Below are 24,876 nucleotides of genomic sequence, written 5' to 3'. Positions count from 1 at the left end.
CGTGCGGGCCGTACGGGCGCGTCCGGCATACTCGATCAGGTGAGCACGCTTCCTGAGACCCGCACCCTGCCCGTACCCGACGGCCTCGAAGGCGAGCGCGTCGATGCCGCACTCGCCCGGATGTTCGGCTTCTCCCGGACGAAGGCGGCGGAGCTGGCCGCGGGCGGGAAAGTGCTGCTGGACGGGGCCCCGGCGGGCAAGTCGGACCGGGTGCAGGGCGGTGCGTGGCTGGAGGTCGAGATGCCCCAGCAGGCGCAGCCGGTGCAGATCGTCGCCGAGCCGGTCGAGGGCATGGAGATCGTCCACGACGACGAGGACATCGTGGTGATCGTCAAGCCGGTCGGTGTCGCCGCGCACCCGAGCCCCGGCTGGAGCGGTCCCACCGTCATCGGGGGGCTGGCCGCCGCCGGCTACACCATCGCGACCTCCGGTGCGGCCGAGCGCCAGGGCATCGTGCACCGGCTGGACGTGGGCACCTCCGGGCTGATGGTGGTCGCCAAGTCGGAGCGGGCCTACACCCTGCTCAAGCGGCAGTTCAAGGAGCGCACCGTCGACAAGCGGTACAACGCGCTCGTCCAGGGGCACCCCGACCCGCTCAGCGGCACGATCGACGCCCCCATCGGCCGGCACCCGCAGCACGACTACAAGTGGGCGGTCACCTCCGACGGCAAGCCCTCGGTGACCCACTACGACCTGATCGAGGCGTTCCGCGCCGCCAGCCTGCTGGACATCAAGCTGGAGACGGGCCGCACCCACCAGATCCGGGTGCACATGGCCGCGCACCGGCACCCCTGCGTCGGCGACCTGACCTACGGTGCCGACCCGACGCTGGCCAAGCGGCTGAAACTCGAACGCCAATGGCTGCACGCGGTGCGGCTCGGCTTCGAGCACCCGGGCGACGGCCGCTGGGTCGAGTACGAGAGCGCCTACCCGGCCGACCTCCAGGCCGCCCTCGACAAGGTGCGGGCCGAGAGCTCCTGATCCATGGACCAGCTCGCTCTCTTCTTCGCCCTGCTGCTCGCCGCCGTCGTCATGGTCCCGCTGGGGGACAAGCTCAACCTGCCCTCGCCGGTACTGATGACGATCTTCGGCGGGGTGCTCGCGCTCATCCCGTCCATCCCGAACGTCTCGCTGCCGCCCGAGTTCATCCTGCCGCTGGTGCTGCCGCCACTGATCTACGCGGCGGCGCAGCGCACCTCCTGGCGGCAGTTCGCGGCGAACAAACGGCCCATCTTCCTGATGGCGGTCGCCCTGGTGTTCGTGACCACCGCCGCGGTCGCCGCCGTCGCCAACGCACTGGTGCCCGGACTCGGCCTCGCGGGCGCCGTGGCACTGGGCGCCCTGGTGGCCCCGCCCGACCCGGTCGCCGCCACCGCCGTGGCCGGCACCGTCGGGCTGCCCCGCCGGCTGGTCTCCGCGCTGGAGGGCGAGGGCCTCTTCAACGACGTGACGGCCATCACCCTCTACCACGTGGCCATCGCCGCCGCCGTCACCGGCACCTTCTCGCTGCCCGTCGCCGCCGGTGAACTGGTGCTCTCCGGCGTCGTCGCCGTCGTCGTCGGCCTGGCCCTCGGCTGGGTCGCCAGCAAGCTGATGAGCTACCTCGGTGACGCGACCCTCCAGACCGGGCTCACCCTGCTGGTGCCGTTCGCCTCCTACGTGCTGGCCGAGGAGCTGATGGGCTCCGGCGTGCTGGCCGTGCTGATGACGGCCTTGTACCTGGCCTCCGGACGCGCCGTGGACGCGGACGACGTGCAGGGGCGGCTGGCCGGGCAGACCTTCTGGCAGATCGTGGACACCCTCGTCACCGGGGTCGCCTTCGGGCTGATCGGACTGGAGCTGCACACCATCTTCGGCACCGTGCAGGACGAGTGGCGGCAGCTGCTGCCCGCCGCCGGGGCCGTGGTGGGGGTCGTGGTCGTCCTGCGGCTGCTGTGGCTGCTGCCCACCGCGTGGCTGGCGCAGCGGCTCCACCAGCGCAAGGACCTGGACGAGGACATCCCCCGCAACTGGCGGGAGACCGTCGTCGTGTGGTGGTCCGGGATGCGCGGAGTGGCCTCGGTCGCACTGGCGCTCGCCGTACCGCTGAGCGTGTCCGGCGAGGCCGGCGGCGGCGCCTTCCCCGGCCGGGAGGCGATCATCTTCATCGCGTTCGCGGTGGTGCTGGTCACCCTCGTCTTCCAGGGGCTCACCCTGCCCTGGCTGGTCAACCGGCTCAATGTGCAGGCCGACAGCGCCTCCGAGCGGGAGGTGGAGCGGCAGCTCGCGCTGCGGGTCGCCAAGGCGGCCCGCAAGCGCCTCCGCGAGATCGAGGAGGTCGAGGAGCTGCCCGAGGAGGTCTCCGAGGCACTCGCCCGCCGGGCCTACGACCTGGGTGCCCGCATCTCGCCCGACATCGTCGACGAGGAACGCCGCGTCGCCCACCGCAAGCGGGTCGCCCGCGCCCAGAAGATGCGGCGTCTCCAGGGCGAGCTGCTCTCCGCCGCCCGGCACGAGGTGCTCTCGGCGCGGAGCGAGGCCGGGATCGATCCGGAAGTGGTCGACCGCATCCTGCACCAGCTGGACGTCCGCAGCTTCCGCGTCGGCTGACGCGCCGCCCCTCCCTCACCCGGCCTCCCTCGCCGGGGCGCCCGGCCGGACGCGAACGCCCCGGCGAGGGCGCGGGCCGGGCCCGGTGGGCGGGTCCGGCTCAGAGGGCTTTCTCCTGCTGTCCGGTCAGCCGGATGCCCGGCAGCGCCTCCGGGTGGGTCTCCCGCAGCCAGGTCAGCAGGTTCTCGCGGACCGAGCAGCGCAGCGTCCACAGGTCGTCCGAGGAGCGCGCCGTCATCGCGACCCGCACCTCGATCGTGGAGGGCGTGCTGTCGGTGACCACCAGGCTCCAGCTGCGGCCGTCCCACTCGTCGCTCGCCCGTACCAGCTCCTCCGTCTTGGCGCGCAGCTCGGCGATCGGCGCCGAGTGGTCCAGCTGGAGGTAGACGGTGCCGGTCATCTGGGAGCCGCCGCGCGACCAGTTCTCGAACGGTTTGCTGGTGAAGTAGGAGACGGGCATCGTGATGCGGCGCTCGTCCCAGGTGAGGATCACCAGATAGGAGACGGTGATCTCCTCGACGGTGCCCATCCCGCCCTCGACCACGACCTCGTCGCCGATCCGCACCATGTCGCCGAAGGCGATCGACAGCCCCGCGAACAGGTTGCCCAGTGTCGACTGGGCGGCGATACCGGCGACGATGCCCAGCACACCGGCGGAGGCGAGCATCGAGGTGCCGAAGGTCTTCATGCCGGGGAACTGGAGCAGTACCGCGGCCACCGCGATCACCGTCACCACCGCGGTGATCAGCCGCCGGATCAACGTCAGCTGGGTGCGCACCCGCCGGCCCCGTGCCGGATCGTGGGTGGCCCCGGCGTACCGGGTGGCGATCGTCTCCGTTATCGCCGCCACCAGCCGCAGGATCAGCCAGGCCGAGGCCAGTACGAGGATGATCGTCAGCCACAGGTCGACGACTTCTCTGTGGTCCTTGGCCAGGTGCGTGGAGCCGAAGAATCCGCTGACGAGCGCGACGAAGACCACGGCCTGGAACGGGACCCGCCCGCTGCGCAGCAGCCCCCACATCGGGGTCTCCGGGTGCCGGGCGTCGAGGCGTACCATCAGGCGGTCGACGGCCCAGGCGAGCACGTACGAGAGCACGACCGCGCCACCGAAGACGATGACGGGCCGGAGCACGTTCTCCATGGTCGCCTTTCTCCTAGGGAATCCCCGCGGTCTCCGCGCCGGGGGCGGACGGCCGCGCCCGCGGCCGTCCGAGGACCACGGACGACCGTACCTGGCACCATGTGAGGTACCCGGCCCCCGGGCTCTCAGCGAGGGCTCTCTGTGAAGGAAGTGACATCCAGTGGCACCCGTATCGATCGTCCTCTTCCACTCCGTGTGCGGGCTCACCGCGGATGTGCACGCCGCCGCGGACCGGCTCCGTGCCGCGGGGCACGAGGTGATCACCCCCGACCTCTTCGAGGGCCGCACCGCGGCCTCCGTCGAGGAGGGGATGCGGATGCGGGAGAAGGACGAGAGCCCCTCGCGTGACGAACTTCTCAGGCGGGCCATCACCGCGACGGCGCCGCACCTGGACAAGGGGCTGGTGTACGCGGGCTTCTCGCTGGGCGGCTCCGTCGCCCAGAACCTCGCCCTGGCCGACGGGAAGGCACGCGGCCTCGTCCTGTTCTCCGGGACCTCCGACATCCCGGAGGAGGCGGCCGTGGACGAGCTGCCCGTCCAGCTGCACGTCGGCGACCCCGACGCGTTCGAGCCGCACGACTGGCTGACCGCCTGGTACCTGCGCATGCAGCGGGCCGGCGCCGATGTGGAGGTCCACCGCTACCCCGGTGCGGGGCACCTGTACACGCACGCGGGGCTGGAGGACTACGACGAGGACGCGGCGGAGGCCACCTGGCGCACCGTCCTGGGCTTCCTCGACACCCTGTAGGCCCCGCCCGCCGGGGGGAGCGCCCGCGGCGGCGCGCGCACGCTCCCCGCTGTCGCGTCAGCGCACGGGATCGGGGGCCCGCTCGATGCGCTGGGTGCCCGCCAGGGTGCGGTAGGAGCGGCGGTGCGTCGCGGTGGCGTGCTGGTCGCTCTTGTCGGACAGCACGTAGTAGTCCATCTGGGCCCGCTCGGCGGTGACGTCCAGCACACCGAAGCCGTGCGAGTCCATGTCCACCCAGCGCACATGCCGGTTCGCGGCGCGGACGGCGGCCTCGGCGACACCGGAGAGGGTGTCGGGGGCGACGTGCAGGATGTCGTCGAGGTTGTCCGAGGTGACCGAGGTGATGACGAACTCGGTGGCCACCGGCGGCACGCGCGGATGGTCGGCCGCGCGCAGCGGCACCTCGCTGGCCCAGTTCATATGGATGTCGCCGGTGAGGAAGACGGTGTCGGTGATGCCCTTGTCCCGCAGATGGGCGAGGAGTTCGCGGCGGTCGTCGGTGTAGCCGTCCCACTGGTCGGTGTTGACGGCCAGCCCCTCCCTGGGCACGCCCAGGCACTCGGCGAGGGGGCCGAGGAGCTTGGCGGGGACCGAGCCGAAGGCCACGGGGGAGATCATCACCGAGTTGCCGATCAGCTTCCAGCGGGCGGTGGAGGCGGCCAGGCCCTTCTTGAGCCAGTCCAGCTGTGCCCGGCCGGTCAGCGTGCGGTCCGGATCGTCGATGGCGCCGCCGTCACCGACGCGGGGCTGCGCGTCCCGGAAGGAGCGCAGGTCCAGCAGGTGCAGTTCGGCCAGCCGTCCGAAGCCCAGCCGTCTGAAGGTGGTGCCCGCCGTGGAGGGCCGCACCGGCAGCCACTCGAAGTACGCCTGCTTGGCCGCCGCCGACCGCTGCGCCCAGTCGCCCTCGGTGGCGGGGTCGTGGTTGCCGGCCCCGCCCGACCAGGCGTTGTCCGCGAACTCGTGGTCGTCCCAGATGGCGATGAGCGGGTGCGCGGCGTGCAGGGCCCGCAGATCGGGGTCCGTCTTGTAGTGGCCGTGGCGGGCCCGGTAGTCGGCCAGCGAGACGATCTCGTGGGTGGGCTGCACCGTGCGCACCACGTCGTCGCCGGTCGGGTACTCGCCGTGCCCGTACTCGTAGATGTAGTCGCCCAGGTGCAGCACCGCGTCCAGATCGCCGCGCGCCGCCAGGTGCCGGTAGGAGGCGAAGTAGCCGCCCTCGTAGTTGGCGCAGGAGACGACGCCGAAGCGCACCCCCGCCACCTGTGTGTCCTCGGCCGGGGCGGTGCGGGTGCGGCCGGTGGGCGAGTGGACGTCCCCCGCCGTGAACCGGAAGTAGTAGGTGGTGGCCGGGCGCAGTCCCCGTACGTCCGCCTTGACGGTGTGGTCGCCGGCCGCTTCCGCCTTGCTGCTGCCGTGCGCCACCGTCCTGGTGAACTCCCGGTCCTCGGCGACCTCCCAGACCACCTCGACGGGGAGCCCCTTGCCGGAGCCGGGCACCGCGTCGGGCTCGGGCGTCACACGGGTCCATAGCAGTACGCCGTCGGGCAGCGGATCACCGGAGGCGACACCATGCAGGAAGGCGGGGCGGGCCGGGGCGGCGCTCGCGCTGTCGGTCCCCGGCAGCGTGCCGGTGAGCGGCAGCAGCGCGGCGCCGGCCGCTCCGGCGGCGACGACGGCACGGCGGCGCGGCGTGGGTATCGCCCCTTCGGGCAGGGCCTGTTGGGTGCTCGCGGAGTGTGTAGGCGTCACGGGCGGTCATGCTACGCGCGAGTAAGGAAACGGGGCAGGCCCGCGGCCGGATCCCTCCGGCCCGGGCCCGCCCCGTTTCCGGCGGGAGTCACTTCTTCGTGGAGTCGCCACCCGTCTTCAGGCCCACGCCCATGTCCTTCAGCTTGGCGGGCAGGTCCTGCGGCTGCACCTGCTCACCGTCGATCTTGACGGTCGGAGTGCCCTGGATCTCCGCGCCGTTGAAGCTGGCGATCATGTCCTTCGCCCACTTGTTGTACTTCTTGGACTTGACGGCCTTCTCGAACTTCTTGTTGTCCTTCAGCTCCGGAACCGTGTTCGCGACCTCGAGCAGGTAGTCGTTGTCGGCGAACTTGTCGTCCTGCTCCTGCGGGTGCCACTTCTTCGAGTACAGCTGCTGCTTGTACGCGGTGAAGGCGTCCACGCTCACGGCCTTGGCGGCCCCCAGGGCACGGGCGGCGTTCTTCGAGCCGGAGCCGCCCATGTTGTCGTCGATGATCGAGCCCAGGTGGATGCGCAGCTTGTACTTGCCGTCCTCGGCGCCCTTCTGGAGGGACTCGCCCATCGCCTGCTCGAAGCTGGCGCAGGCCGGGCAGCGCAGGTCCTCGTAGACGTCGATCGTCTTCTCCGCCTTGGCGCCGCCGGTGGTCACCGCCATGTCGTCGCCGCTGGAGTCCTTGTCGTTCAGCTTCGCGACGGCGATGCCGATACCGGCCACCACGACCAGGACGCCGACCACGGTCAGGGCGACCAGCAGCTGCCGCCGTGTCCGGGCCTTCTTGGCCTGCCGCTCCCGCTCGATCCGCAGCCGCTCACGGGCCGCACGCTTGGCTTCCGGGCTGTTGCGCTTGCTCATGACTGTCTTCTCTTCTCCGTGTGTCCGTTGCGCGATGAGTAACCGAAAACGCTCACGCCGCCGGTGCGGCGGCCAGGAGCGCGGGCGGTCCGCGACGGGGCACGGAGTGGGTCAGCAGCGGCAGGGCGGGCGGCGCCCAGGCTTCGGGGGCGCGCGGCAGCGGCGCCGGGCCGCTGCCGCCGGCGGCGGTGTGGCAGACGGCCGCCGCGCGGCACAGCGGACGGAAGGCGGTGGCCGCCACGGCGCGCAGCAGCCGGGCGACGGCGGCCTCGCCGCGTCGCAGCCACAGGGCCGCCAGCAGGCCGACGCCCACGTGCGCGGCCAGCAGCAGCCACGGGACGGCCTGGCCGGGGATGCCGTGCAGACCGGGCGGGTAGGCACCGGCGCCGCCGCCGTGCGCGGCCATCCGCGCCAGGGGCGTGCCGACGCTGCCGCCGCCGCACAGCAGATCGACGCCCACCGAGCGCAGCGGGCCGGTCACCGGCCCGCCCGCCTGCCCGTAGCAGGCGTGCTGGCCGGTGGTGAAGACGGTGTCGGCCGCCAGCTCCAGTGGGATCAGCAGGGCGGCGATCCGCCCGAAACCGCGCTCCTGTCCGGCCAGTGCGAAGGCCAGTGAGAAGACGACGGCGGTCACCGCCAGCAGCGGGCGCAGCGGGACGGGGGAGCCGGACAGCAGGACGTGGGCGCCGCAGGACAGCGTGACGCAGAGGGCGGTGAACACCGCCGCCCTCGCCGTTCGTGTGCCTGCTGCTCCCATCGTCCCCGAGTCTGCCATGAGAGCGGGTAAGCGGTCCCTAAAGGGAGCGGAACGATGGCTTTCCGTGCTCCCCGGCCCGTCTCCCCGCCGCTGCCCGGCTCGCCTTCCCGCTGCTGCTCGGACCGTCTTCCCGTCGCTGCCCGGCCCGTCTTCCCGTCGCTGCTCGGCTCGCCTTCCCGCTGCTGCCCGGCCCGTCTTCCCGCCGCTCCCCGGACCGTCTCCCCGCCGCTGCCCGGCTGTCCGGGCCGCCCCACCGCCCTGTCTCTCGCGTCTCTCCAGCCGCTGCCCGGCCCGTCCTCCAGCTGCTGCCCGGCCCGTCCTCCCGCCGCTCCCCGGTCGTCCGGCCCGCCGCGCCGCGGGGGCGGGCCGGTGCCGGTGCGGCCCGGGGTGGTTCACACGCCGGTGATCTCTCCGTTGCGGAACAGGTCGACGAAGATCTGGTGGTCGCGGCGGGCGCGGGCGCCGTAGCTGTGGGCGAAGTCCACCAGCATCTCGCGGAAGCCGTCCTCGTCGGCCGAGACCGCCTCGTCGATGGCGCGCTCGGTGGAGAACGGCACCAGGCTGTGCCCGCTCTCCGCCTCGTCCGCCGCCGCGTGCATCGTCGCCGTCGCCCGGGCCAGGTCGGCGGTGACCTGGGCGATCTCCTTCGGGTCCGACAGGTCCGACCAGTCCAGGTCCACGGCGTACGGCGAGACCTCCGCCACCAGCTGGCCCCTGCCCGCCAGCTCGGTCCAGCCCAGCCACGGGTCGGCGTGTGCCTGGAGGGCGCGCTGCGAGATGACGGTGCGGTGGCCCTCGTGCCGGAAGTAGTCGCGGACCGCCTGGTCGGTGATGTGCCGGGAGACCGCCGGGGTCTGCGCCTGCTTCATGTAGATGACCAGGTCGTTCTCCAGCGCGTCGCTGTGCCCCTCCAGCAGGATGTTGTACGAGGGCAGGCCCGCGCTGCCGATGCCGATGCCCCGCCGGCCCACCACGTCCTTGACGCGGTGCGCGCCGGGGCGCCGTCGGCCCTCGCCCGCCGGCAGGGTCTCCAGATAGGCGTCGAAGGCCTCCAGGACGGCGTCCCGCGTCCCGGCGTCCAGTTCGACGGAGCCGCCGCCCAGGGTGAATCGGCGCTCCCAGCCGCGGATCTCGGTCATGGTGCCCAGCAGCCCGAACCGGGTGTTGGCGCGGGCGGCGCGCAGGGCGTCCAGCACGGGGCCCTGGGCGGTGTCCAGGCCCAGTGCCTCGGGCTCGCCGCGTCCGGCGCCGGCGGCCAGGGTGCGGATGCGGTCGCGGTAGGCGTCGGCGTAGGTGGTCACCAGGGAGGTGATCTGCTCGTCGCTGAGGGCCTTGCTGTAGCCGAGCAGCGCGATGGAGGCCACGAACCGCTTGAGGTCCCAGGTGAAGGGGCCGACGTACGCCTCGTCGAAGTCGTTGACGTTGAACAGCAGGCGGCCTTCGGAGTTCATGTAGGTGCCGAAGTTCTCGGCGTGCAGGTCGCCGTGGATCCACACCCGGCTGGTGCGCTCGTCGAGGAAGGGACCGCCGTCCTTCTCGTGGTGCAGGTCGGCGTAGAAGAGGCAGGCGGTGCCCCGGTAGAAGGCGAAGGCGGAGGCGGCCATCTTGCGGAACTTCGTCTGGAAGGCCGCGGGGTCGGCGGCGAGGAGGTCGCCGAACGCGGTGTCGAAGACCTCCAGGATGGTCCGGCCGCGCTCGTCGGCCTGGCCTGCCTTGGTCATGTGTGCGCTCCGTCGTGTGTTCGGTGGCGGGTGACGTGCTCAACGTACGCCCCGGGGGTGTGGGACCGGCCCGTGCGCCCCTGCTGTGACAGTGGTGGGTCGTAGACTCCTAGGCCGCCCCACAAGTCCCACGCCCCGGAGGTGGCTCTCGCCGTGAGTGACCAGCCGTTCACGCATCTGCATGTGCACACGCAGTATTCGCTCCTGGACGGCGCCGCCCGCCTCAAGGACATGTTCGCCGCGTGCAACGAGATGGGCATGTCGCATATCGCGATGACCGACCACGGCAATCTGCACGGGGCCTACGACTTCTTCCACTCCGCGAAGGACGCGGGCATCACCCCGATCATCGGCATCGAGGCGTACCTGGCTCCCGACCACCGCAGGAACGCCCGCCCGGTCAAGTGGGGCACCCCCCACCAGAAGCGCGACGACGTCTCCGGCAACGGCGCCTACACCCATATGACGATGTGGGCGCGGAACGCGACGGGGCTGCACAACCTCTTCCGTGCCCAGTCGCGGGCCAGCCTGGAGGGTTTCTTCCGCAAGCCCCGGATGGACCGCGAGCTGCTGGCCGAGTACGCCGAGGGCCTGATGGCCACCACCGGCTGCCCCTCCGGGGAGGTGAGCACCAAGATCCGCCTCGACATGGAGGACGAGGCCCTCAAGGCGGCGGGGGAGTTCCAGGACATCTTCGGCAAGGAGAACTTCTTCGTCGAGCTGATGGACCACGGCATCGACATCGACAAGCGGGCCCGGGACGGCCTGGAGCGGATCGCGCGGAAGATCAACGCGCCCTTCATCGTCACCAACGACTCGCACTACACGTACGAGCGCGAGGCGGCGGCGCACGACACGCTGCTGTGCATCCAGACGGGCAGCAACCTCTCCGACCCGGACCGCTTCAAGTTCGACGGCGCCGGCTACTACCTCAAATCGGCCGCCGAGATGTATGGCATCGACTCCTCGGACGCCTGGCAGGAGGGCTGCCGGAACACGCAGCTCCTGGTCGCCGAGCGCATCGAGACCGAGGGCATGTTCGAGCCGAAGAACCTGATGCCCAAGTTCGACGTGCCCGAGGGGTACGACGAGATCTCCTGGTTCCGCGAGGAGGTCCGCCGCGGCATGGCCCGCCGCTACCCGGACGGCGTCCCCCAGGACCGCCAGGAGCTGGCGGACTACGAGATGAAGGTCATCATCGACATGGGCTTCCCGGGGTACTTCCTCGTGGTCGCCGACTTCATCAACTGGGCCAAGGACAACGGCATCGCGGTCGGCCCGGGCCGCGGTTCGGCGGCGGGTTCGATCGTCTCCTACGCGATGGGCATCACCGACCTCGACCCGGTCACCCACGGGCTGATCTTCGAGCGGTTCCTCAACCCCGAGCGCATCACCATGCCGGACGTCGACATCGACTTCGACGAGCGCAGGCGCGGCGATGTGATCCGGTACGTGACGGAGAAGTACGGCGCCGACAAGGTCGCCATGATCGGCACGTACGGCACCATCAAGGCGAAGGCCGCCATCAAGGACGCCTCCCGCGTGCTGGGCTACCCGTACGCGATGGGTGACCGCATCACCAAGGCGATGCCCGCCGACGTGCTCGGCAAGGGCATCCCGCTCTCGGGCATCACCGACCCCAACCACCCCCGCTACAGCGAGGCGGCCGAGGTGCGGTCGATGTACGAGAACGAGCCGGACGTCAAGAAGGTCATCGACGCCGCCATGGGCATCGAGGGCCTGGTCCGCCAGATGGGCATGCACGCGGCGGGCGTGATCATGTCGAGCGAGCCGATCATCGACCACGCGCCGATCTTCTCCCCGAAGAACGACGGCACGGTCGTCACGCAGTGGGACTATCCCAGCTGTGAGGCGCTCGGCCTGCTCAAGATGGACTTCCTGGGGCTGCGCAACCTCACCATCATGGACGACGCGGTCAAGATGATCCGCAAGAACAAGGGTGTGGACCTCAAGCTCCTGGATCTGCCGCTGGACGATCCCAAGACGTTCGAGCTGCTCCAGCGCGGCGACACCCTGGGCGTCTTCCAGTTCGACGGCGGCCCCATGCGCTCCCTGCTGCGCATGATGAAGCCCGACCACTTCGAGGACATCTCCGCCGTCTCCGCGCTGTACCGGCCGGGCCCGATGGGCATGAACAGCCACATCAACTACGCCCTGCGCAAGAACGGCCAGCAGGAGATCACTCCGATCCACCCGGAGCTGGAGGAGCCCCTCAAGGAGGTCCTCGACATCACCTACGGCCTCATCGTCTACCAGGAGCAGGTGCAGAAGGCGGCCCAGGTGCTGGCCGGCTACACGCTGGGCCAGGCCGACCTGCTCCGCCGGGCGATGGGCAAGAAGAAGAAGGAGGTTCTCGACAAGGAGTTCGTGAACTTCCAGAAGGGCATGCGGGACAACGGCTACTCGGACGAGGCCATCCAGGCCGTCTGGGACGTGCTGGTGCCCTTCGCCGGCTACGCCTTCAACAAGGCGCACTCCTCCGCGTACGGTCTGGTCACCTACTGGACCGCCTATCTGAAGGCGAACTACCCGGCCGAGTACATGTCGGCGCTGCTCACCTCGGTGCGCGACGACAAGGACAAGTCGGCGGTCTACCTCAACGAGTGCCGCAAGATGGGCATCAAGGTGCTGCCGCCGAACGTGAACGAGTCGGAGGCCAACTTCACCTCGAAGGACGACTCCACGATCGTCTTCGGTCTCACCGCGGTCCGCAACGTCGGCCAGAACGTGGTCGACTCGATCGTCAAGTGCCGCAAGGCGAAGGGCAAGTACACCTCGTTCCCGGACTTCCTGGACAAGGTCGAGGCCGTCGTCTGCAACAAGCGCACCATCGAGTCGCTGATCAAGGCCGGCGCGTTCGACGAGATGGGCCACACCCGCAAGGGGCTCACCGCACAGTTCGAGCCGATGATCGACAACGTGGTGCAGGTCAAGCGAAAGGAGGCCGAAGGCCAGTTCGACCTCTTCGGCGACCTCGGCGGCGACACCGAGGACTCCGGCCCCGGCTTCGGCCTCGACGTGCAGTTCTCCGACGAAGAGTGGGACAAGACCTATCTCCTCGCCCAGGAGCGCGAGATGCTCGGTCTGTACGTCTCCGACCACCCGCTCTTCGGTCTGGAGCACGTCCTCAACGACAAGGCCGACGCGGCCATCTCCCAGCTGACCGGCGGCGACTACTCCGACGGGTCGATCGTCACCATCGGCGGCATCATCTCCGGCCTCCAGCGCAAGATGACCAAGCAGGGCAACGCCTGGGCCATCGCCACGGTGGAGGACCTGGCCGGCTCCATCGACTGCATGTTCTTCCCCGCGACCTACCAGCTGGTGTCCACGCAGCTGGTGGAGGACGCCATCGTGTTCGTCAAGGGCCGCCTCGACAAGCGGGAGGACGTGCCGCGGCTGGTCGCGATGGAACTGATGGTGCCGGATCTGAGCGAGGCGTCCTCCTCCGCGCCGGTCACCATCACCATCCCCACCGTCAAGGTGACACCGCCGCTGGTGGCGAAGCTGGGCGACGTCCTCACCCAGCACCGCGGCACCAGCGAGGTGCGGGTGCGGCTGCAGGGCACCCGCAAGACGACGGTCCTGCGGCTGGACCGGCACCGGGTGACGCCCGACCCGGCGCTCTTCGGCGACCTCAAGGAACTGCTGGGCCCGTCCTGCCTGGCGGGCTGACCCGCTGCCCGCCCGGCAGCCGGCCGGTGGAAGAGGGCGCCCGTCGCGGGCGCCCTCTTCCGGTGCGGGCCGTGCGCGGACCCCCGTCACCGGACAGGGGGCCGGGCCCGCTAGTTGTGGCCGAAGCGGCGCTCGCGGTTCTTGCGGGGGGTGTCCTCGGAGGTGACCCGCTCTCCCGAGCGGGCCCGCTCCCTCTCCTGCTGCTGCTCTTCCGCCGTCCGGTTCTGGCGGCGGGGCTGTTGGCGGTTCTTGTTCTTGGCCATGCTTGCCTCCTGGGGCTGGGCGTAGCCCCCTCGTTCAGCCTTGCACGACCGGAAAAGCTCTGCATGTCGGACAATTACGAAAAGTGAAACATGCGGCTCGGCGGCGGGCATCCGCGAGCGGCGGCCGTATCGTCGGCGCCACGCCGATGATCGAGACCGGGCAGATAACCCCGGTACGCTCGGGCAGACTCGAAGCAACGCGAAAGGACGGGGAACGGCAGGCACGCGAAGGCACAGCCTCGGCTGTAGAGCATGACCGAGAGTGGGTGGAACGTCGTGGACCGCTGCGTCGTCCTGGTGGACGCGGGTTATCTGCTGGGCGCCGCCGCCAGCCTGCTGGCGGGGGACCCCACCCGGTCCCGGATCAGCGTGGACCACGCCGGACTGATCCAGTCGCTGCGCCGCCAGGCGGAGGCCGACACCCAGTGCGACCTGCTGCGGATCTACTGGTTCGACGGTGCCCCCGACCGGGTGCCGCAGCCCGAACACCGCCGGCTCCGTGTGATGCCGAGAGTGACGGTACGGCTGGGGGCGCTCACCCGCAGTGACGGGCGGTGGGCGCAGAAGGGCGTGGACGCGGCCATGCACGCCGAGTTGACCGAACTCGCCCGCAACCGCGCCTGCTCGGACATCGTGCTGGTCACCGGCGACGGCGATCTGCTGCCGGGCCTGATGTCCGCCAAGGAGCACGGCGTCGCCGTCCACCTGTGGGCCGTCCAGGCCGCGGACGGCGACTACAACCAGTCCGAGGACCTGGTCGCCGAGGCCGACGAGCGGCGCGTGCTGGACCGCAGCTGGATCACCCCCGTCGTCCGTGCCAAGGACCTGACAGGGCCGTGCGCCCCGCAGCCGGCGCCGCGCCCCGAGATCGCCGCCATCCTGGCCGCGCCGCTGCCGGAGCCGGCCAAGAACGCCGACGGCGCCCCCGGCCCCGAGGCCGCCGCGTCCCCGGACGGGCCCGCCCGCCCGGCCGCCCCCGCACCGGCCGTGCCCCAGCCGCCGGTCGCCGGGCCCACCGCCGGGTCCACCACTGGGACGGCCACCGGGACCGCCCCCGGGCCCGCCACGGAAGGGGCGCCCGAGCCGGAGCCCAAGACGGAACCGGAGGCGCCCGGGGCCGCCGGCGGCACGGGTACGCCCCGCAGCGAGGGCGTGCCCACCCCCAAGGACCTGGCGGACCTGGGCCGTCACGGACCGCAGGCGGGCACCGTGACGGGCCCGCCGGGTGCCACGCTGCGCTGGTCCTCGGACCGGGGCTGGGTGGAGCGGGCCGGCCCGCCCGAATCGCCCGAGACGGCGGCACTGCCGACGCTGGCCCAGCTGACCACCGCCGAGCAGCGCTGGGCCGACCGCGAGGAGGACATCACCGCCGTCAGCGGCGACCCCTACGAGGTCGGCCAGGTCTTCGCCCGGCGCTGGATCGAGCGGCTGAGCAACGAGAGCCATCTGGCGCAGCTCTCGGGCGAGTACCCGCGCATCCCGCACCGCATCGACGGGGAACTGCTGCGCTACGCGGCCCGTTTCGGGCTGCTGGCCCACAAGGACGACCAGATCGACGAGCGCGACCGCTACGCGATCCGGGCCGGTTTCTGGCGCGAGGTGGACGCCCACTCCGGCGCCCCCGCCGAACAGGCCCCCACCGGGGACTGAACCCCACCGGGCGGCCCGGGCGTCAACCCGCGGCAGCGCCGCCCACCCGCCACCGGCAGGGCCGGACGGGAGCGGGGGAACCGGGACGCGTACCCTCATAGGTCGTGAGAACGGGCACTCGGCAGGCGGTGGACGGCTCGGTGACAGGAGCGACGACGCGGACCCGGGCCGGTACGCGTGCCGTACGCGTCACCGGTCTGGTCAAGACCTACCCCGCGGTGCGGGCCCGGCGCGGCACCCCGGCGGCCCCCGCCGTACGGGCCACCGACGGGGTGAGCCTGGAGGTGCGCCAGGGCGAGATCTTCGGTCTGCTCGGCCCCAACGGCGCCGGCAAGTCCACCCTCGTACGCCAGCTGACGGGACTGCTGCGGCCCGACGCCGGCTTGGTCGAGGTGCTCGGCCACGATCTGGTGCGGCATCCCGAGCGGGCCGCGCGGCTGCTGGCCTATCTGGGGCAGGAGTCCACCGCGCTGGACGAGCTGACCGTCTCCCTCGCCGCCGAGACCACCGCCCGGCTGCGCGGTATGACCCCGGCGGCGGCCCGCGGCGCACGGGACGAGGTGCTGGCCGAACTGGGCCTGGAGAAGCTGGCGGGCCGGGCGCTGAAGAAGCTGTCCGGCGGCCAGCGGCGGCTGGCCTGTGTGGCGGCTGCCCTGGTGGGGGACCGGCCGCTGCTGGTGCTGGACGAGCCCACCACCGGAATGGACCCGCACGCGCGGCGCGCGGTGTGGTCCGCCGTGGACCGCCGCCGCGCCGAGAGCGGCGCCACGGTGCTGCTGGTGACCCACAACGTGATCGAGGCGGAGACGGTTCTGGACCGGGTGGCCGTGCTGGACCGGGGCCGGGTGATCGCCTGCGACACGCCCGGCGGTCTCAAGGCCACCGTCGGCGACGAGGTACGGCTGGAGCTGGTGTGGCGGGAGCGGGCCCCGGTGGAGCTCCCGGACGTGGCGGCACTCGCCGCCGAGGCGACCGTCTCCGGCCGCCGCTGGACCCTGCGGCTGTCGCCGGAGGGCGCCCGCGAGGCGGTCTCCCTCGTCACCGGCGGCCCCGCCTTCCCGGCCCTGGACGACTTCCGGCTGGCCACCCCGAGCCTGGAGGACGTGTACGTCGCCCTCGGGGGCAGCGCCGCGGGACACAACGGCGCGGAGGGCCTGGTGAAGGCGTGAGGGCGGGCCGGCCCGGGGGCGCGGGGCGCGACGGGGCGGACGGTGGACCGACGGTGCGAGGGCGAGACGTGACGATGCGGCACGAGACGATCAGGCCGGGCGCGGGCCGGGCCCGGACGAGGGGCGGACACGGGTGAGGACCACAGCCCGGGGCCGCACACCGGCCCATGAGACACACGCGCCCGGGACACCCGCTCACGGAGCGCCCGCCCCCGGGGTACTGCCGCACGGGACGTCCGCGCCCGGGGCACCGGCCGATGGGGCACCTGCCCACGGGGCACCGGCTCAGGGAGCGCCCGTCCACGGGGCACTGCCGCACGGGACATCCGAGCCTGGGACGTCGGCCGATGGGGCGCCCGCCCGCAGGACGCCGGACCATGAGGCGCCCGCCCGCAGGACGCCGGCTGCTGGGACACCCGCCAGCGGGGCACAAGCTCACAAGGCACCCGCCCACGATGTGCCCGCCCACGGGGTGCCCGCTGGCGGGGGGTCGGTCCGCACTGCGGTGCGTGAGGCGGCGCCCCGCGACGAGGCGGTGTCTCATGGTGGGCCCGGCGATGAGCCGGCCGCGGACGGCGCCGGTGCCGGGCCGTCCGCCCGGGTGCCGCTGGCTCCCCGTGCGCGGCTGTGGCCGTCGCTGGGTGCCGTCTACCGGGCGCAGCTCTCGCGCGCCCGGGTGGCACGCATCCCGCTGCTGTTCGTGGCGACGTTCCAGTCGCTGGGGATCATGGTGCTGATGCGCGGCGTGGTGGACGGCGGCGCCGAGGCCCGGGCGGTGGTGGCCGGGTCGAGCGTGCTGGTCGTCGCCTTCGTGGCGCTCAACCTGCTGGCGCAGTACTTCGGGCAGCTGCGGGCGGGCGGTGGCCTCGACCATTACGCGACGCTGCCGGTGCCCGCCGCCTCCGTCGTCCTGGGGGCCGCCGCGGCCTACGCCTCGTTCACGGTGCCCGGTGTGCTGGTCACCGCCGTCGCCGGCTCTCTGCTCTACCAGTTGCCGCTGGGCGGGCTGTGGGTGCTGCTCGCCGTGGTGCCGCTGGCCGGTGCCGCGCTGGCCGGTCTCGGTGCGGCGCTGGGGCTGCTGGCGCCCCGCCCCGATCTGGCCACCCTGGGCGGCCAGCTCGGCATGTCGGCGGCGCTGCTGCTGGGCGTGCTGCCGGGCGGGGGGCTGCCGCTGGTGGTGCAGTGGGCGCGGGACCTGCTGCCGTCCACCTACGGCGTCGAAGCTTTCGCCCGTACGTTCGAGCCGCATCCGGACTGGGGGAGTGTCGCCGGGGACCTGGGCGTGTGCGCCGCCGTCGGGGTGCTCTCGCTCGCCGTCGCCACCCGCGCCTACCGCTGGGCCGCCACCCGCTGACCCGCCCGGCCCACGCCGCGGAGGGGTGGGGCGGCCCGCACCGCGCGGGCCTGGCACGATGGCCCGGTGACCGTACCGACGCCCTCTTCGAACAGCCCCGACCCGTCCCGTCCGGCCGCACCCGCGAAGTCCTCCGGTGACCGGCCCGGCACCGAGGCCGAGGCGCCGCCTCCCACGCCGCCGCACGGCTCCGTGCCCGGTTACGGCGGCGAGGGCCGGCCCCTGGTGCGGCGCGAGCTGCGGGACGCCGCCGTGTGCGCGGTGGCGGTCGCGGTGTGCGGTGTGCTGATGGGACTGCTGTGGCTGTGGCTGGCGCCCCGGGTGCCGCTCTACAACAACGGCCAGGCGGTGCTGTTCAAGGACCCGGAGGGCGAGGAGGCCATCGGCGCCGAGGGCGTCTTCGCACTGCTCGGCCTGGGCTTCGGCCTGGTGACGGGCGTCGCCGTCTTCCTGCGCCGGCGCATCGGCGGGGTCGGGCTCGTCATCGGGCTGGCCGTGGGCGGGCTGCTCGGCTCGCTGCTGGCCCAGGGCGTCGGCAAGTGGTTCGGCCCCGACTCCGATCTGGTGGCGGCGGCCCGCGCGGCCGGCAAGGGCGCCACCTTCGACGCCCCACTGGAACTCCACGCCTACGCCGTGCTGCTGGCCTGGCCCTGCGCGGCTGTCCTCGTCCACTTGCTGGCCACGGCGTTCTTCGGCCCCCGCGACGAGACGGCGGCCCAGGCCCCGGTCCCGCACGACTGGGGACGCTGAAGAGCTGGGGGCGCTGGAGGGCTGGAGGACTGGGGCGCTGGAGGACTGGGGCGTTGAGCGGCCCGGCGCCGGTCTCCTAGCCGCGGGCCACCGGGGCCAGCACCGCGCCGGTCAGCGCGGCCAGGTCCGCCGGTGCCAGTTCGATCTCCAGGCCCCGGCGCCCCGCCGAGACGCAGACCGTCGCGTGCTCCTGTGCCGAGGCGTCGATGACGGTCGGCAGCTGCTTGCGCTGGCCCAGCGGGGAGATACCGCCGCGCACGTACCCGGTCGTGCGCTCGGCCGCGGCCGGGTCCGCCATGGTCGCGCGCTTGCCGCCCACCGCCGCCGCCAGCGCCTTGAGGTCCAGCGAGGCGGAGACCGGTACGACGGCGACCGTCAGGTTCCCGTCCACGTCGGCCACCAGCGTCTTGAACACCCGCTCGGGTGCGACGCCCAGTGCCTCGGCCGCCTCCTCGCCGTAGGAGGCGGCGGCCGGGTCGTGCTCGTAGGCGTGGGTCTCGAAGGGGACGCCCGCCCGGGCCGCGGCGGCCAGAGCGGGGGTGCCCGTCGCCGCGCGCTTGTTCTTCTTCGCCATGGTTCCCGCCCCCGCGGTCGTGGTCGTGCTCAGTTGCGGCTGGTCGGCTGCCGGGTCAGGTCCGCGGCCGGCAGCGAGGGCAGCTTGCCGATGACCGCCGTCTCCCGGCGCAGTAGTTTCAGTTCGTCGGCGAGCCGCGTCGCGGTGTCGGGTGCCTGGAGGAGCCGCTGCTTGGCGGGGGTGTCCAGCACCGTCGCCGCCGCGACGAGGTAGGAGACGACGGACGGATCGTCCGGCAGGTCCTGTTCCTGGCCGGCGGCCAGCGTCCGCTCCCGGGCCCCGGCCAGCCGCTTCTGGTAGGCGCGGAAGGCCCGCAGCACCCCGGAGGCCAGCGCGCCCGCCTCGTCGCCCTCCTCCTCCGGCAACTCCTCGATCTGTCCGGTCAGATAAGGCCCGGAGGCGTCCACCGACAGCAGCCGGAAGCGGGTGGTGCCGGTCGCCAGCACCTCGTACCCGGCCGCGTCCGACTCCTCGTCCGCAGCGGCACCGGCCGCCTCCGCGGCGGCGTCGGCCGGGCCCGAGGTGCGTTCGCGGATCGTCGAGGCGTCGGCGACGCACCCGACGGTGTAGAACGACGTGATCGGGTCCGGGCCGAAGCCCGCGGCCGGGTCGGTGCCCTGCGGCGGCGCGGAGTCGGGCATGCCGGTGGCCGCCGGGGCGACCTCGCGGCCGTCCCGGATGGCGACGACACCGAAACGGCGTGGCGCGTCCTCGGGCAGCGCGAGCAGATCACGCATCAGCGCGCGATACCGCGGCTCGAAGATGTTCAGCGGCAGCACCAGCCCCGGGAACAGCACCGAGTTGAGGGGGAAGAGCGGAAGCGCGGTTGTCACAACCGGTAAGCCTAAAGCCTCCAGCGGCTGATGAGGGGGGCGGTGCGCCGTACTCACCTGTCCCGGGCACGCCCGCCCCGCCCTGCGGCGGGTTCGAGCGCCCGGTGCCGCGCCCGCTACTGGCGGCGCAGCAGCCGGGTGGCGCCCGCCGCGACCGTGGTCGCCAGCACCCAGCCCGCCATGATCATGGCCGCGGCGATCCACTGGTAGCCCCCGGCCGGGTCCCAGGCCGTGTCCTGCCCGAAGGAGATGACCGGCAGCAGCAGGTCGAGCGCGTACAGGACGGCGTTCCAGTGCGGGGCCTCGCCGTCCTTGAGCGGCGCCGGCCGGTGCGCCTCGAACAGCAGGGCGCCGGTCAGCCACAGCACCCCCATCCACAGTGCGGCCTGCGCGGGCCGGTACCCGTAGGCGACCGTCCAGTCCTGGAGGACGCCCCACACCTTGCCGGGCAGCGGCAGCGTCTCGCGGCGGCGGCGCTGCTTGGCCAGCAGCACGATGCGGGCGTTGGTGTCCTCGCCGGTGTTGCGGTACATCGCCGCGAGCTGCTCGTAGGGCTCGGGCGCGTACTCGGCGGTCGCCGCGTTGATCCACTGGAGGCGTTCGCGGACGTTGAAGTGGCCTTCCTTGGGGATGGCGTGCTGGTAGGTGAAACCGGCCATCCACAGCCGGTGGTCGGCGGGCCAGCTGGAGGCGCGGTCCATCAGTTTCTCCACCGTCGCGCCGGACAGCACGATCAGTCCGCGCTCGGGCAGTTGCGGGGTGAAGGTCAGCTCCGGGGTGTTGATGCGGCGCAGCGACAGCTCCTGGTCCCGCTGCATCTCCAGCCGGGCGTTCTCGATCACCAGGGAGGAGCCGAACCGTCCGTCGTCCAGCACCATGCCGCCGTGGCACTCGAAGTGCCTGGTGCGGTGCGGGTCCCACGCCGCGCGGCCGAAGCCCGGGGCGGCCGGCGGGGTCTCCGCGGGGGCGGCGAGGGCGTAGCGGGTGCCGGTCGGCGGGGTGGCGCCGTAGATCTGCGGGGCGCTGCCGCGTCCGGCGTCGGCGAAGCTGGCCACCTGCTCGACGGTCAGCTGCGGGGCGTACAGCGCGTAGCGGCCCGTGGGGTTGCGCAGACAGGAGCCGAACATGTGCAGGGAGCTGCCGACGGTGGCACCGCGCAGGCTGACCTGCCCGTCGGTGACCAGCAGACTGGCCTGGAGCTCCTGCGAGACGGTGATCCCGTCGGCGGCCAGCGCGCGGGCCCGCCGGCCGCTGCCGAGGACGGCCTCGTTCAGCAGCAGGTCGGTGCCGATGGTCGCGTCCGTCAGCCGGATGCCCTCGGGGACGGTGCACCGGGGCAGGTGCAGATCGCCCTCCGTGGTCAGCCGGGCCGCCTCCAGCCGGGGCAGCCGGCAGCCGACGAAGCGTGCGGTGTGCACCCGCGCCTCGGGCATCCGCACCTCCTCCGCGAACCGGCAGTGGCGCAGCTCGAAGTACGGTTCGACCGCGCCGCCCGACAGGTCGAGGCAGCCGGTGACGAACGCGCCGGTCAGGTGCAGCGAGGCCACCCGGCCCAGCAGGGGCGGCGGCCCGTGCAGGAGCAGCAGCGCGATGACGCGGGCCCGCACCGAGCGTTCCGGGCCCCAGGTGTGGTCGCCGTCCGGGTCGTCCAGTTCGGGCTCCCCGCTGCGCAGGTCGTGCTCCGTGCCGTTGCGGAACGCCTGCCACAGTCCCCATTCGGCAGTCGTCAGCCGCAGCCCGGCAGGCGGCTCACCGGATTCCGCCGGCTCGCTCACGCCGTTCCCCCTCACTCCCCGTGGTCGGTCACTGGCCCGCACGATGGTCGTACCGCTTCCATTCCCGCTCCGTGACCGGCTGAACGCGGGAGGCGACGATCGCCGGATGTGACCTGTATCAGCCTCTGATACGGGAGACGGACGCGCGTCGCGGGTCTGAGAGACTTGACGGTGTGATCTCCCGAATCGATCTGCGTGGTTCCTTCCCGGGCACCGGCCCGGCGACCGGCACCATCGACCGTGACCTGCTGCCCCGTGCCGAGCTCGACGTCGAGGCCGCCCTGCACAAGGTGCGCCCCATCTGTGACGACGTACGGCATCGTGGCTCGGCGGCGGTGATCGAGTACACGGAGAAGTTCGACGGCGTCCGGCTGGAGCGGCTGCGGGTGCCCGCCGAGGCGCTGGCCGAGGCCCTGGAGGGGCTGGATCCGGCCGTGCGGGCCGCGCTGGAGGAGTCCGTGCGCCGGGCGCGGATCGTCCACCGCGACCAGCGGCGCACCGACTCGACCGTGCAGGTGGTGCCCGGCGGCACCGTCACCGAGCGGTGGGTGCCCGTCGAGCGCGTCGGGCTTTACGTGCCGGGCGGCCGTGCCGTCTACCCGTCGTCCGTCGTGATGAACGTGGTGCCCGCGCAGGAGGCCGGTGTCGGCTCGCTGGCGGTCGCCTCCCCGGCCCAGGCCGAGTTCGGCGGTCTGCCGCACCCCACCATCCTGGCCGCCTGCGCGCTGCTGGGTGTGGACGAGGTGTACGCGGTCGGCGGCGCCCAGGCCGTGGCGATGTTCGCCTACGGCACCGACGAGTGCGCCCCCGTCCAGCTGGTGACCGGCCCCGGCAACATCTATGTGGCCGCGGCCAAGCGGCTGCTCAAGGGGGTCATCGGCATCGACTCCGAGGCCGGCCCCACCGAGATCGCCATCCTCGCCGACGACACCGCCGAGGCCGCGCACGTGGCCGCCGACCTCATCAGCCAGGCCGAGCACGACGTGGTGGCCGCCGCCGTCCTCGTCACCCCCTCCGAGGCGCTGGCCGGGGCCGTCGAGGCGGAGCTCGGCAAGCAGGTGCCCGCCACCAAGCACAGCGAGCGCATCGCGGAGGCGCTGGCCGGGCGGCAGTCGGGCATCGTCCTGGTGGACTCCCTCGACCACGGGCTGGCCGTCGTCAACGCCTACGCCGCCGAGCACCTGGAGATCCAGACCGCCGACGCCGCGGGCTGGGCGGCCCGGGTGGTCAACGCGGGTGCCGTCTTCGTCGGCCCCTACGCGCCCGTCTCGCTGGGCGACTACGCCGCGGGCTCCAACCACGTGCTGCCCACCGGCGGCTGCGCCTGCCACTCCTCGGGCCTGTCGGTGCAGTCCTTCCTGCGCGGCATCCACGTCGTGGACTACACCAAGGACGCGCTCGCCGAGGTCACCCACCATGTGGTCGCCCTCGCGGAGGCGGAGGATCTGCCCGCGCACGGCGCGGCGCTCAAGGCAAGGTTCGACTGGAAGGTCCCGGAGAACTCGTGACCGGCAAGCCCACTGTTTCCTCGCTGGACGACCTGCCCGTCCGGGACGAGCTGCGCGGCAAGTCCCCGTACGGCGCCCCCCAGCTGGACGTGCCCGTACGGCTCAACACCAACGAGAACCCCTACCCGCTCCCCGACGAGCTGGTCGCCCGCATCACGGAACGCGTCACGGAGGCCGCCCGCAGCCTCAACCGCTACCCGGACCGGGACGCGGTCGAGCTGCGCACCCGGCTCGCCCAGTACCTGACCCGCACCGCCGGGCACCCCGTGGACCACCGGCAGGTGTGGGCCGCCAACGGCTCCAACGAGGTGCTCCAGCAGCTCCTCCAGACCTTCGGCGGTCCGGGCCGCACCGCGCTGGGCTTCGAGCCGTCGTACTCCATGCACGCGCTGATCTCCCGGGGCACCGGCACCGGCTGGCTGTCCGGGCCGCGCAACGACGACTTCACCATCGACACCGAGGCCGCCGTGGCCGCCGTGGCCGAGCACAAGCCGGACGTCGTCTTCATCTGCTCGCCCAACAACCCGACCGGCACCGCCGTCGCCGAGGAGACGGTGCTGGCCCTGTACGAGGCGGCGCAGGCGGCCCGGCCCGAGCGTGGCGCGCTGGTGGTGGTGGACGAGGCGTACGGCGAGTTCTCGCACCGGCCCTCGCTGCTGCCGCTGCTCGCGGGCCGCCCGACCCTGGTGCTCTCGCGCACCATGTCCAAGGCGTTCGGCGCCGCCGGGCTGCGGCTGGGCTATCTGGCCGCCGACCCGGCCGTCGTGGACGCGGTGCAGCTCGTGCGGCTGCCCTACCACCTCTCGGCCGTCACCCAGGCCACCGCGCTGGCGGCGCTGGAACACACCGACACGCTGCTGGGCTACGTCGAGCAGCTCAAGTCCGAGCGGGACCGGCTGGTGCGCGAGCTGCGGGCCATGGGCCTGGCCGTCACCGAGTCGGACGCCAACTTCGTGCAGTTCGGCGGCTTCGACGGCGCGGCCGGCTCCCATGCCGTGTGGGAGGCGCTGCTGGCGCACGGTGTGCTGGTCCGGGACAACGGGGTGCCCGGCTGGCTGCGGGTCACGGCGGGCACGCCGGAGGAGAACGACGCGTTCCTCGACGCGGTGCGAGCCGTGACGAAGGAGCTGAAGGAGAAGAGCGAGGCATGACGCGCAAGGGCCGCGTGGAGCGCACCACCAAGGAGACGTCCGTCGTCGTCGAGATCGACCTCGACGGCAAGGGCGTCGTGGACGTGTCGACGGGTGTGGGCTTCTACGACCACATGCTCGACCAGCTCGGCCGCCACGGTCTGTTCGACCTGACGGTCAAGACCGAGGGCGACCTGCACATCGACAGCCACCACACCATCGAGGACACCTCGCTGGCGCTGGGCGCCGCCTTCAAGCAGGCCCTCGGCGACAAGCGCGGCATCGTGCGGTTCGCCAACGCCTCGGTGCCGCTGGACGAGTCGCTGGCCCAGGTGACCGTCGACCTGTCGGGCCGCCCCTACCTGGTGCACACCGAGCCCGAGGGCATGGCGCCGATGATCGGCAGCTACGACACGACGATGACCCGGCACATCCTGGAGTCCTTCGTCGCGCAGGCCCAGATCGCCCTGCACGTCCACGTGCCCTACGGGCGCAACGCGCACCACATCGTCGAGTGCCAGTTCAAGGCACTGGCCCGCGCCCTGCGGTACGCCAGCGAGATCGACCCGCGCCAGACGGGCATCCCCTCGACGAAGGGCGCCCTGTGAACCGGGGA

Annotated in this window: 20 protein-coding genes; 11 read left to right on the top strand and 9 right to left on the bottom strand. The window is 72.5% G+C overall.

The window, feature by feature from the left end; all coding sequences use genetic code 11:
* Positions 1–39: 39 nt before the first annotated feature.
* A complete protein-coding gene (locus IO40_RS0108930; RefSeq protein WP_031175220.1) occupies positions 40–981 on the top strand; it encodes an RluA family pseudouridine synthase in 942 nt (313 codons plus the stop codon).
* Between the two features lie 3 nt (positions 982–984).
* On the top strand, positions 985–2,589 hold the full coding sequence (locus IO40_RS0108925; RefSeq protein WP_016468442.1) for a Na+/H+ antiporter: 1,605 nt from the start codon (positions 985–987) through the stop codon (positions 2,587–2,589).
* A gap of 100 nt (positions 2,590–2,689) precedes the next feature.
* Here the strand turns inward: IO40_RS0108925 and IO40_RS0108920 are convergent, their stop codons facing one another.
* The gene (locus tag IO40_RS0108920) at positions 2,690–3,730 is read right to left on the bottom strand and encodes a mechanosensitive ion channel family protein (RefSeq protein ID WP_033228578.1); all 1,041 of its coding nucleotides are present in this window, start codon (positions 3,728–3,730) and stop codon (positions 2,690–2,692) included.
* A 160-nt stretch (positions 3,731–3,890) separates the two neighbouring features.
* Here IO40_RS0108920 and IO40_RS0108915 point away from each other — a divergent pair, with 160 nt between their 5' ends.
* Entirely contained in the window at positions 3,891–4,478 is a 588-nt protein-coding gene (locus IO40_RS0108915; RefSeq protein ID WP_031175218.1) for a dienelactone hydrolase family protein, read from the top strand.
* A gap of 57 nt (positions 4,479–4,535) precedes the next feature.
* On the opposite strand, the gene IO40_RS0108910 is transcribed toward IO40_RS0108915, so the two are convergent.
* The 4 genes from IO40_RS0108910 to IO40_RS0108895 form a co-directional block, all read right to left on the bottom strand.
* Complete coding sequence (locus IO40_RS0108910) at positions 4,536–6,227, bottom strand: alkaline phosphatase D family protein (protein WP_016468439.1); 1,692 nt, start codon at positions 6,225–6,227, stop codon at positions 4,536–4,538.
* An 88-nt stretch (positions 6,228–6,315) separates the two neighbouring features.
* Positions 6,316–7,080 carry a thioredoxin domain-containing protein gene (locus IO40_RS0108905; RefSeq protein WP_033228577.1) on the bottom strand — a complete coding sequence of 255 codons (765 nt, stop codon included), beginning with the start codon at positions 7,078–7,080 and terminating at the stop codon, positions 6,316–6,318.
* A gap of 52 nt (positions 7,081–7,132) precedes the next feature.
* Positions 7,133–7,837 (bottom strand): hypothetical protein, encoded by a 705-nt coding sequence (locus IO40_RS0108900; RefSeq protein WP_033228572.1) that lies wholly within the window; start codon positions 7,835–7,837, stop codon positions 7,133–7,135.
* Between the two features lie 392 nt (positions 7,838–8,229).
* Positions 8,230–9,558 (bottom strand): DUF2252 domain-containing protein, encoded by a 1,329-nt coding sequence (locus tag IO40_RS0108895; RefSeq protein ID WP_016468436.1) that lies wholly within the window; start codon positions 9,556–9,558, stop codon positions 8,230–8,232.
* Positions 9,559–9,711: 153 nt separating this feature from the next.
* Between IO40_RS0108895 and dnaE the strand changes: the two genes are divergently transcribed.
* Positions 9,712–13,254: a DNA polymerase III subunit alpha gene (dnaE, locus tag IO40_RS0108890; RefSeq protein ID WP_031175214.1), complete on the top strand. Its 3,543-nt coding sequence runs from the start codon at positions 9,712–9,714 to the stop codon at positions 13,252–13,254.
* Positions 13,255–13,364: 110 nt separating this feature from the next.
* Here the strand turns inward: dnaE and IO40_RS37945 are convergent, their stop codons facing one another.
* Positions 13,365–13,517, bottom strand: a complete 153-nt coding sequence (locus tag IO40_RS37945) for a hypothetical protein (protein WP_016468434.1) — start codon at positions 13,515–13,517, stop codon at positions 13,365–13,367.
* A gap of 276 nt (positions 13,518–13,793) precedes the next feature.
* On the opposite strand from IO40_RS37945, the gene IO40_RS0108880 reads away from it, so the two are divergent.
* The 4 genes from IO40_RS0108880 to IO40_RS0108865 all read left to right on the top strand — a co-directional run bounded on the left by IO40_RS0108880 (position 13,794) and on the right by IO40_RS0108865 (position 18,440).
* The gene (locus IO40_RS0108880) at positions 13,794–15,167 is read left to right on the top strand and encodes an NYN domain-containing protein (RefSeq protein ID WP_031175213.1); all 1,374 of its coding nucleotides are present in this window, start codon (positions 13,794–13,796) and stop codon (positions 15,165–15,167) included.
* Between the two features lie 140 nt (positions 15,168–15,307).
* Positions 15,308–16,336, top strand: a complete 1,029-nt coding sequence (locus tag IO40_RS0108875) for an ABC transporter ATP-binding protein (protein WP_041968647.1) — start codon at positions 15,308–15,310, stop codon at positions 16,334–16,336.
* A gap of 535 nt (positions 16,337–16,871) precedes the next feature.
* Entirely contained in the window at positions 16,872–17,690 is an 819-nt protein-coding gene (locus tag IO40_RS0108870) for an ABC transporter permease (RefSeq protein ID WP_418952569.1), read from the top strand.
* 66 nt (positions 17,691–17,756) lie between these two features.
* Positions 17,757–18,440 carry a hypothetical protein gene (locus tag IO40_RS0108865; RefSeq protein WP_016468430.1) on the top strand — a complete coding sequence of 228 codons (684 nt, stop codon included), beginning with the start codon at positions 17,757–17,759 and terminating at the stop codon, positions 18,438–18,440.
* A gap of 76 nt (positions 18,441–18,516) precedes the next feature.
* Here the strand turns inward: IO40_RS0108865 and ybaK are convergent, their stop codons facing one another.
* The 3 genes from ybaK to IO40_RS0108850 form a co-directional block, all read right to left on the bottom strand.
* Complete coding sequence (gene ybaK / locus IO40_RS0108860) at positions 18,517–19,014, bottom strand: Cys-tRNA(Pro) deacylase (protein WP_016468429.1); 498 nt, start codon at positions 19,012–19,014, stop codon at positions 18,517–18,519.
* Positions 19,015–19,043: 29 nt separating this feature from the next.
* Positions 19,044–19,847 (bottom strand): LON peptidase substrate-binding domain-containing protein, encoded by an 804-nt coding sequence (locus IO40_RS0108855; RefSeq protein WP_016468428.1) that lies wholly within the window; start codon positions 19,845–19,847, stop codon positions 19,044–19,046.
* 116 nt (positions 19,848–19,963) lie between these two features.
* The gene (locus IO40_RS0108850; RefSeq protein ID WP_031175210.1) at positions 19,964–21,622 is read right to left on the bottom strand and encodes a hypothetical protein; all 1,659 of its coding nucleotides are present in this window, start codon (positions 21,620–21,622) and stop codon (positions 19,964–19,966) included.
* Positions 21,623–21,795: 173 nt separating this feature from the next.
* On the opposite strand from IO40_RS0108850, the gene hisD reads away from it, so the two are divergent.
* The 3 genes from hisD to hisB are packed head-to-tail and all read left to right on the top strand — an operon-like array spanning position 21,796 to position 24,868.
* A complete protein-coding gene (gene hisD / locus IO40_RS0108845) occupies positions 21,796–23,130 on the top strand; it encodes a histidinol dehydrogenase (protein ID WP_016468426.1) in 1,335 nt (444 codons plus the stop codon).
* Positions 23,127–24,281: a histidinol-phosphate transaminase gene (locus IO40_RS0108840; protein ID WP_016468425.1), complete on the top strand. Its 1,155-nt coding sequence runs from the start codon at positions 23,127–23,129 to the stop codon at positions 24,279–24,281. The genes hisD and IO40_RS0108840 overlap by 4 nt, the downstream gene beginning before the upstream one ends.
* Positions 24,278–24,868 (top strand): imidazoleglycerol-phosphate dehydratase HisB, encoded by a 591-nt coding sequence (hisB, locus tag IO40_RS0108835; RefSeq protein ID WP_016468424.1) that lies wholly within the window; start codon positions 24,278–24,280, stop codon positions 24,866–24,868. Before IO40_RS0108840 ends, hisB begins: the two co-directional genes overlap by 4 nt.
* The last annotated feature ends 8 nt before the right edge of the window (positions 24,869–24,876 follow it).

The sequence above is a fragment of the Streptomyces albus subsp. albus genome, from assembly GCF_000725885.1.
Classification (GTDB): Bacteria; Actinomycetota; Actinomycetes; order Streptomycetales; family Streptomycetaceae; genus Streptomyces; species Streptomyces albus.
This window is presented reverse-complemented; position numbering and strand designations above follow the sequence as displayed.

What these genes read in the sequence shown, in the direction of transcription:
- ybaK (WP_016468429.1), bottom strand. Translation starts at nt 19,014, where the DNA reads ATGGCGAAGAAGAACAAGCGCGCGGCGACGGGCACCCCCGCTCTGGCC.
- IO40_RS0108920 (WP_033228578.1), bottom strand. Translation starts at nt 3,730, where the DNA reads ATGGAGAACGTGCTCCGGCCCGTCATCGTCTTCGGTGGCGCGGTCGTG.
- IO40_RS0108925 (WP_016468442.1), top strand. Translation starts at nt 985, where the DNA reads ATGGACCAGCTCGCTCTCTTCTTCGCCCTGCTGCTCGCCGCCGTCGTC.
- IO40_RS37945 (WP_016468434.1), bottom strand. Translation starts at nt 13,517, where the DNA reads ATGGCCAAGAACAAGAACCGCCAACAGCCCCGCCGCCAGAACCGGACG.
- hisB (WP_016468424.1), top strand. Translation starts at nt 24,278, where the DNA reads ATGACGCGCAAGGGCCGCGTGGAGCGCACCACCAAGGAGACGTCCGTC.
- IO40_RS0108905 (WP_033228577.1), bottom strand. Translation starts at nt 7,080, where the DNA reads ATGAGCAAGCGCAACAGCCCGGAAGCCAAGCGTGCGGCCCGTGAGCGG.
- IO40_RS0108895 (WP_016468436.1), bottom strand. Translation starts at nt 9,558, where the DNA reads ATGACCAAGGCAGGCCAGGCCGACGAGCGCGGCCGGACCATCCTGGAG.
- IO40_RS0108900 (WP_033228572.1), bottom strand. Translation starts at nt 7,837, where the DNA reads ATGGGAGCAGCAGGCACACGAACGGCGAGGGCGGCGGTGTTCACCGCC.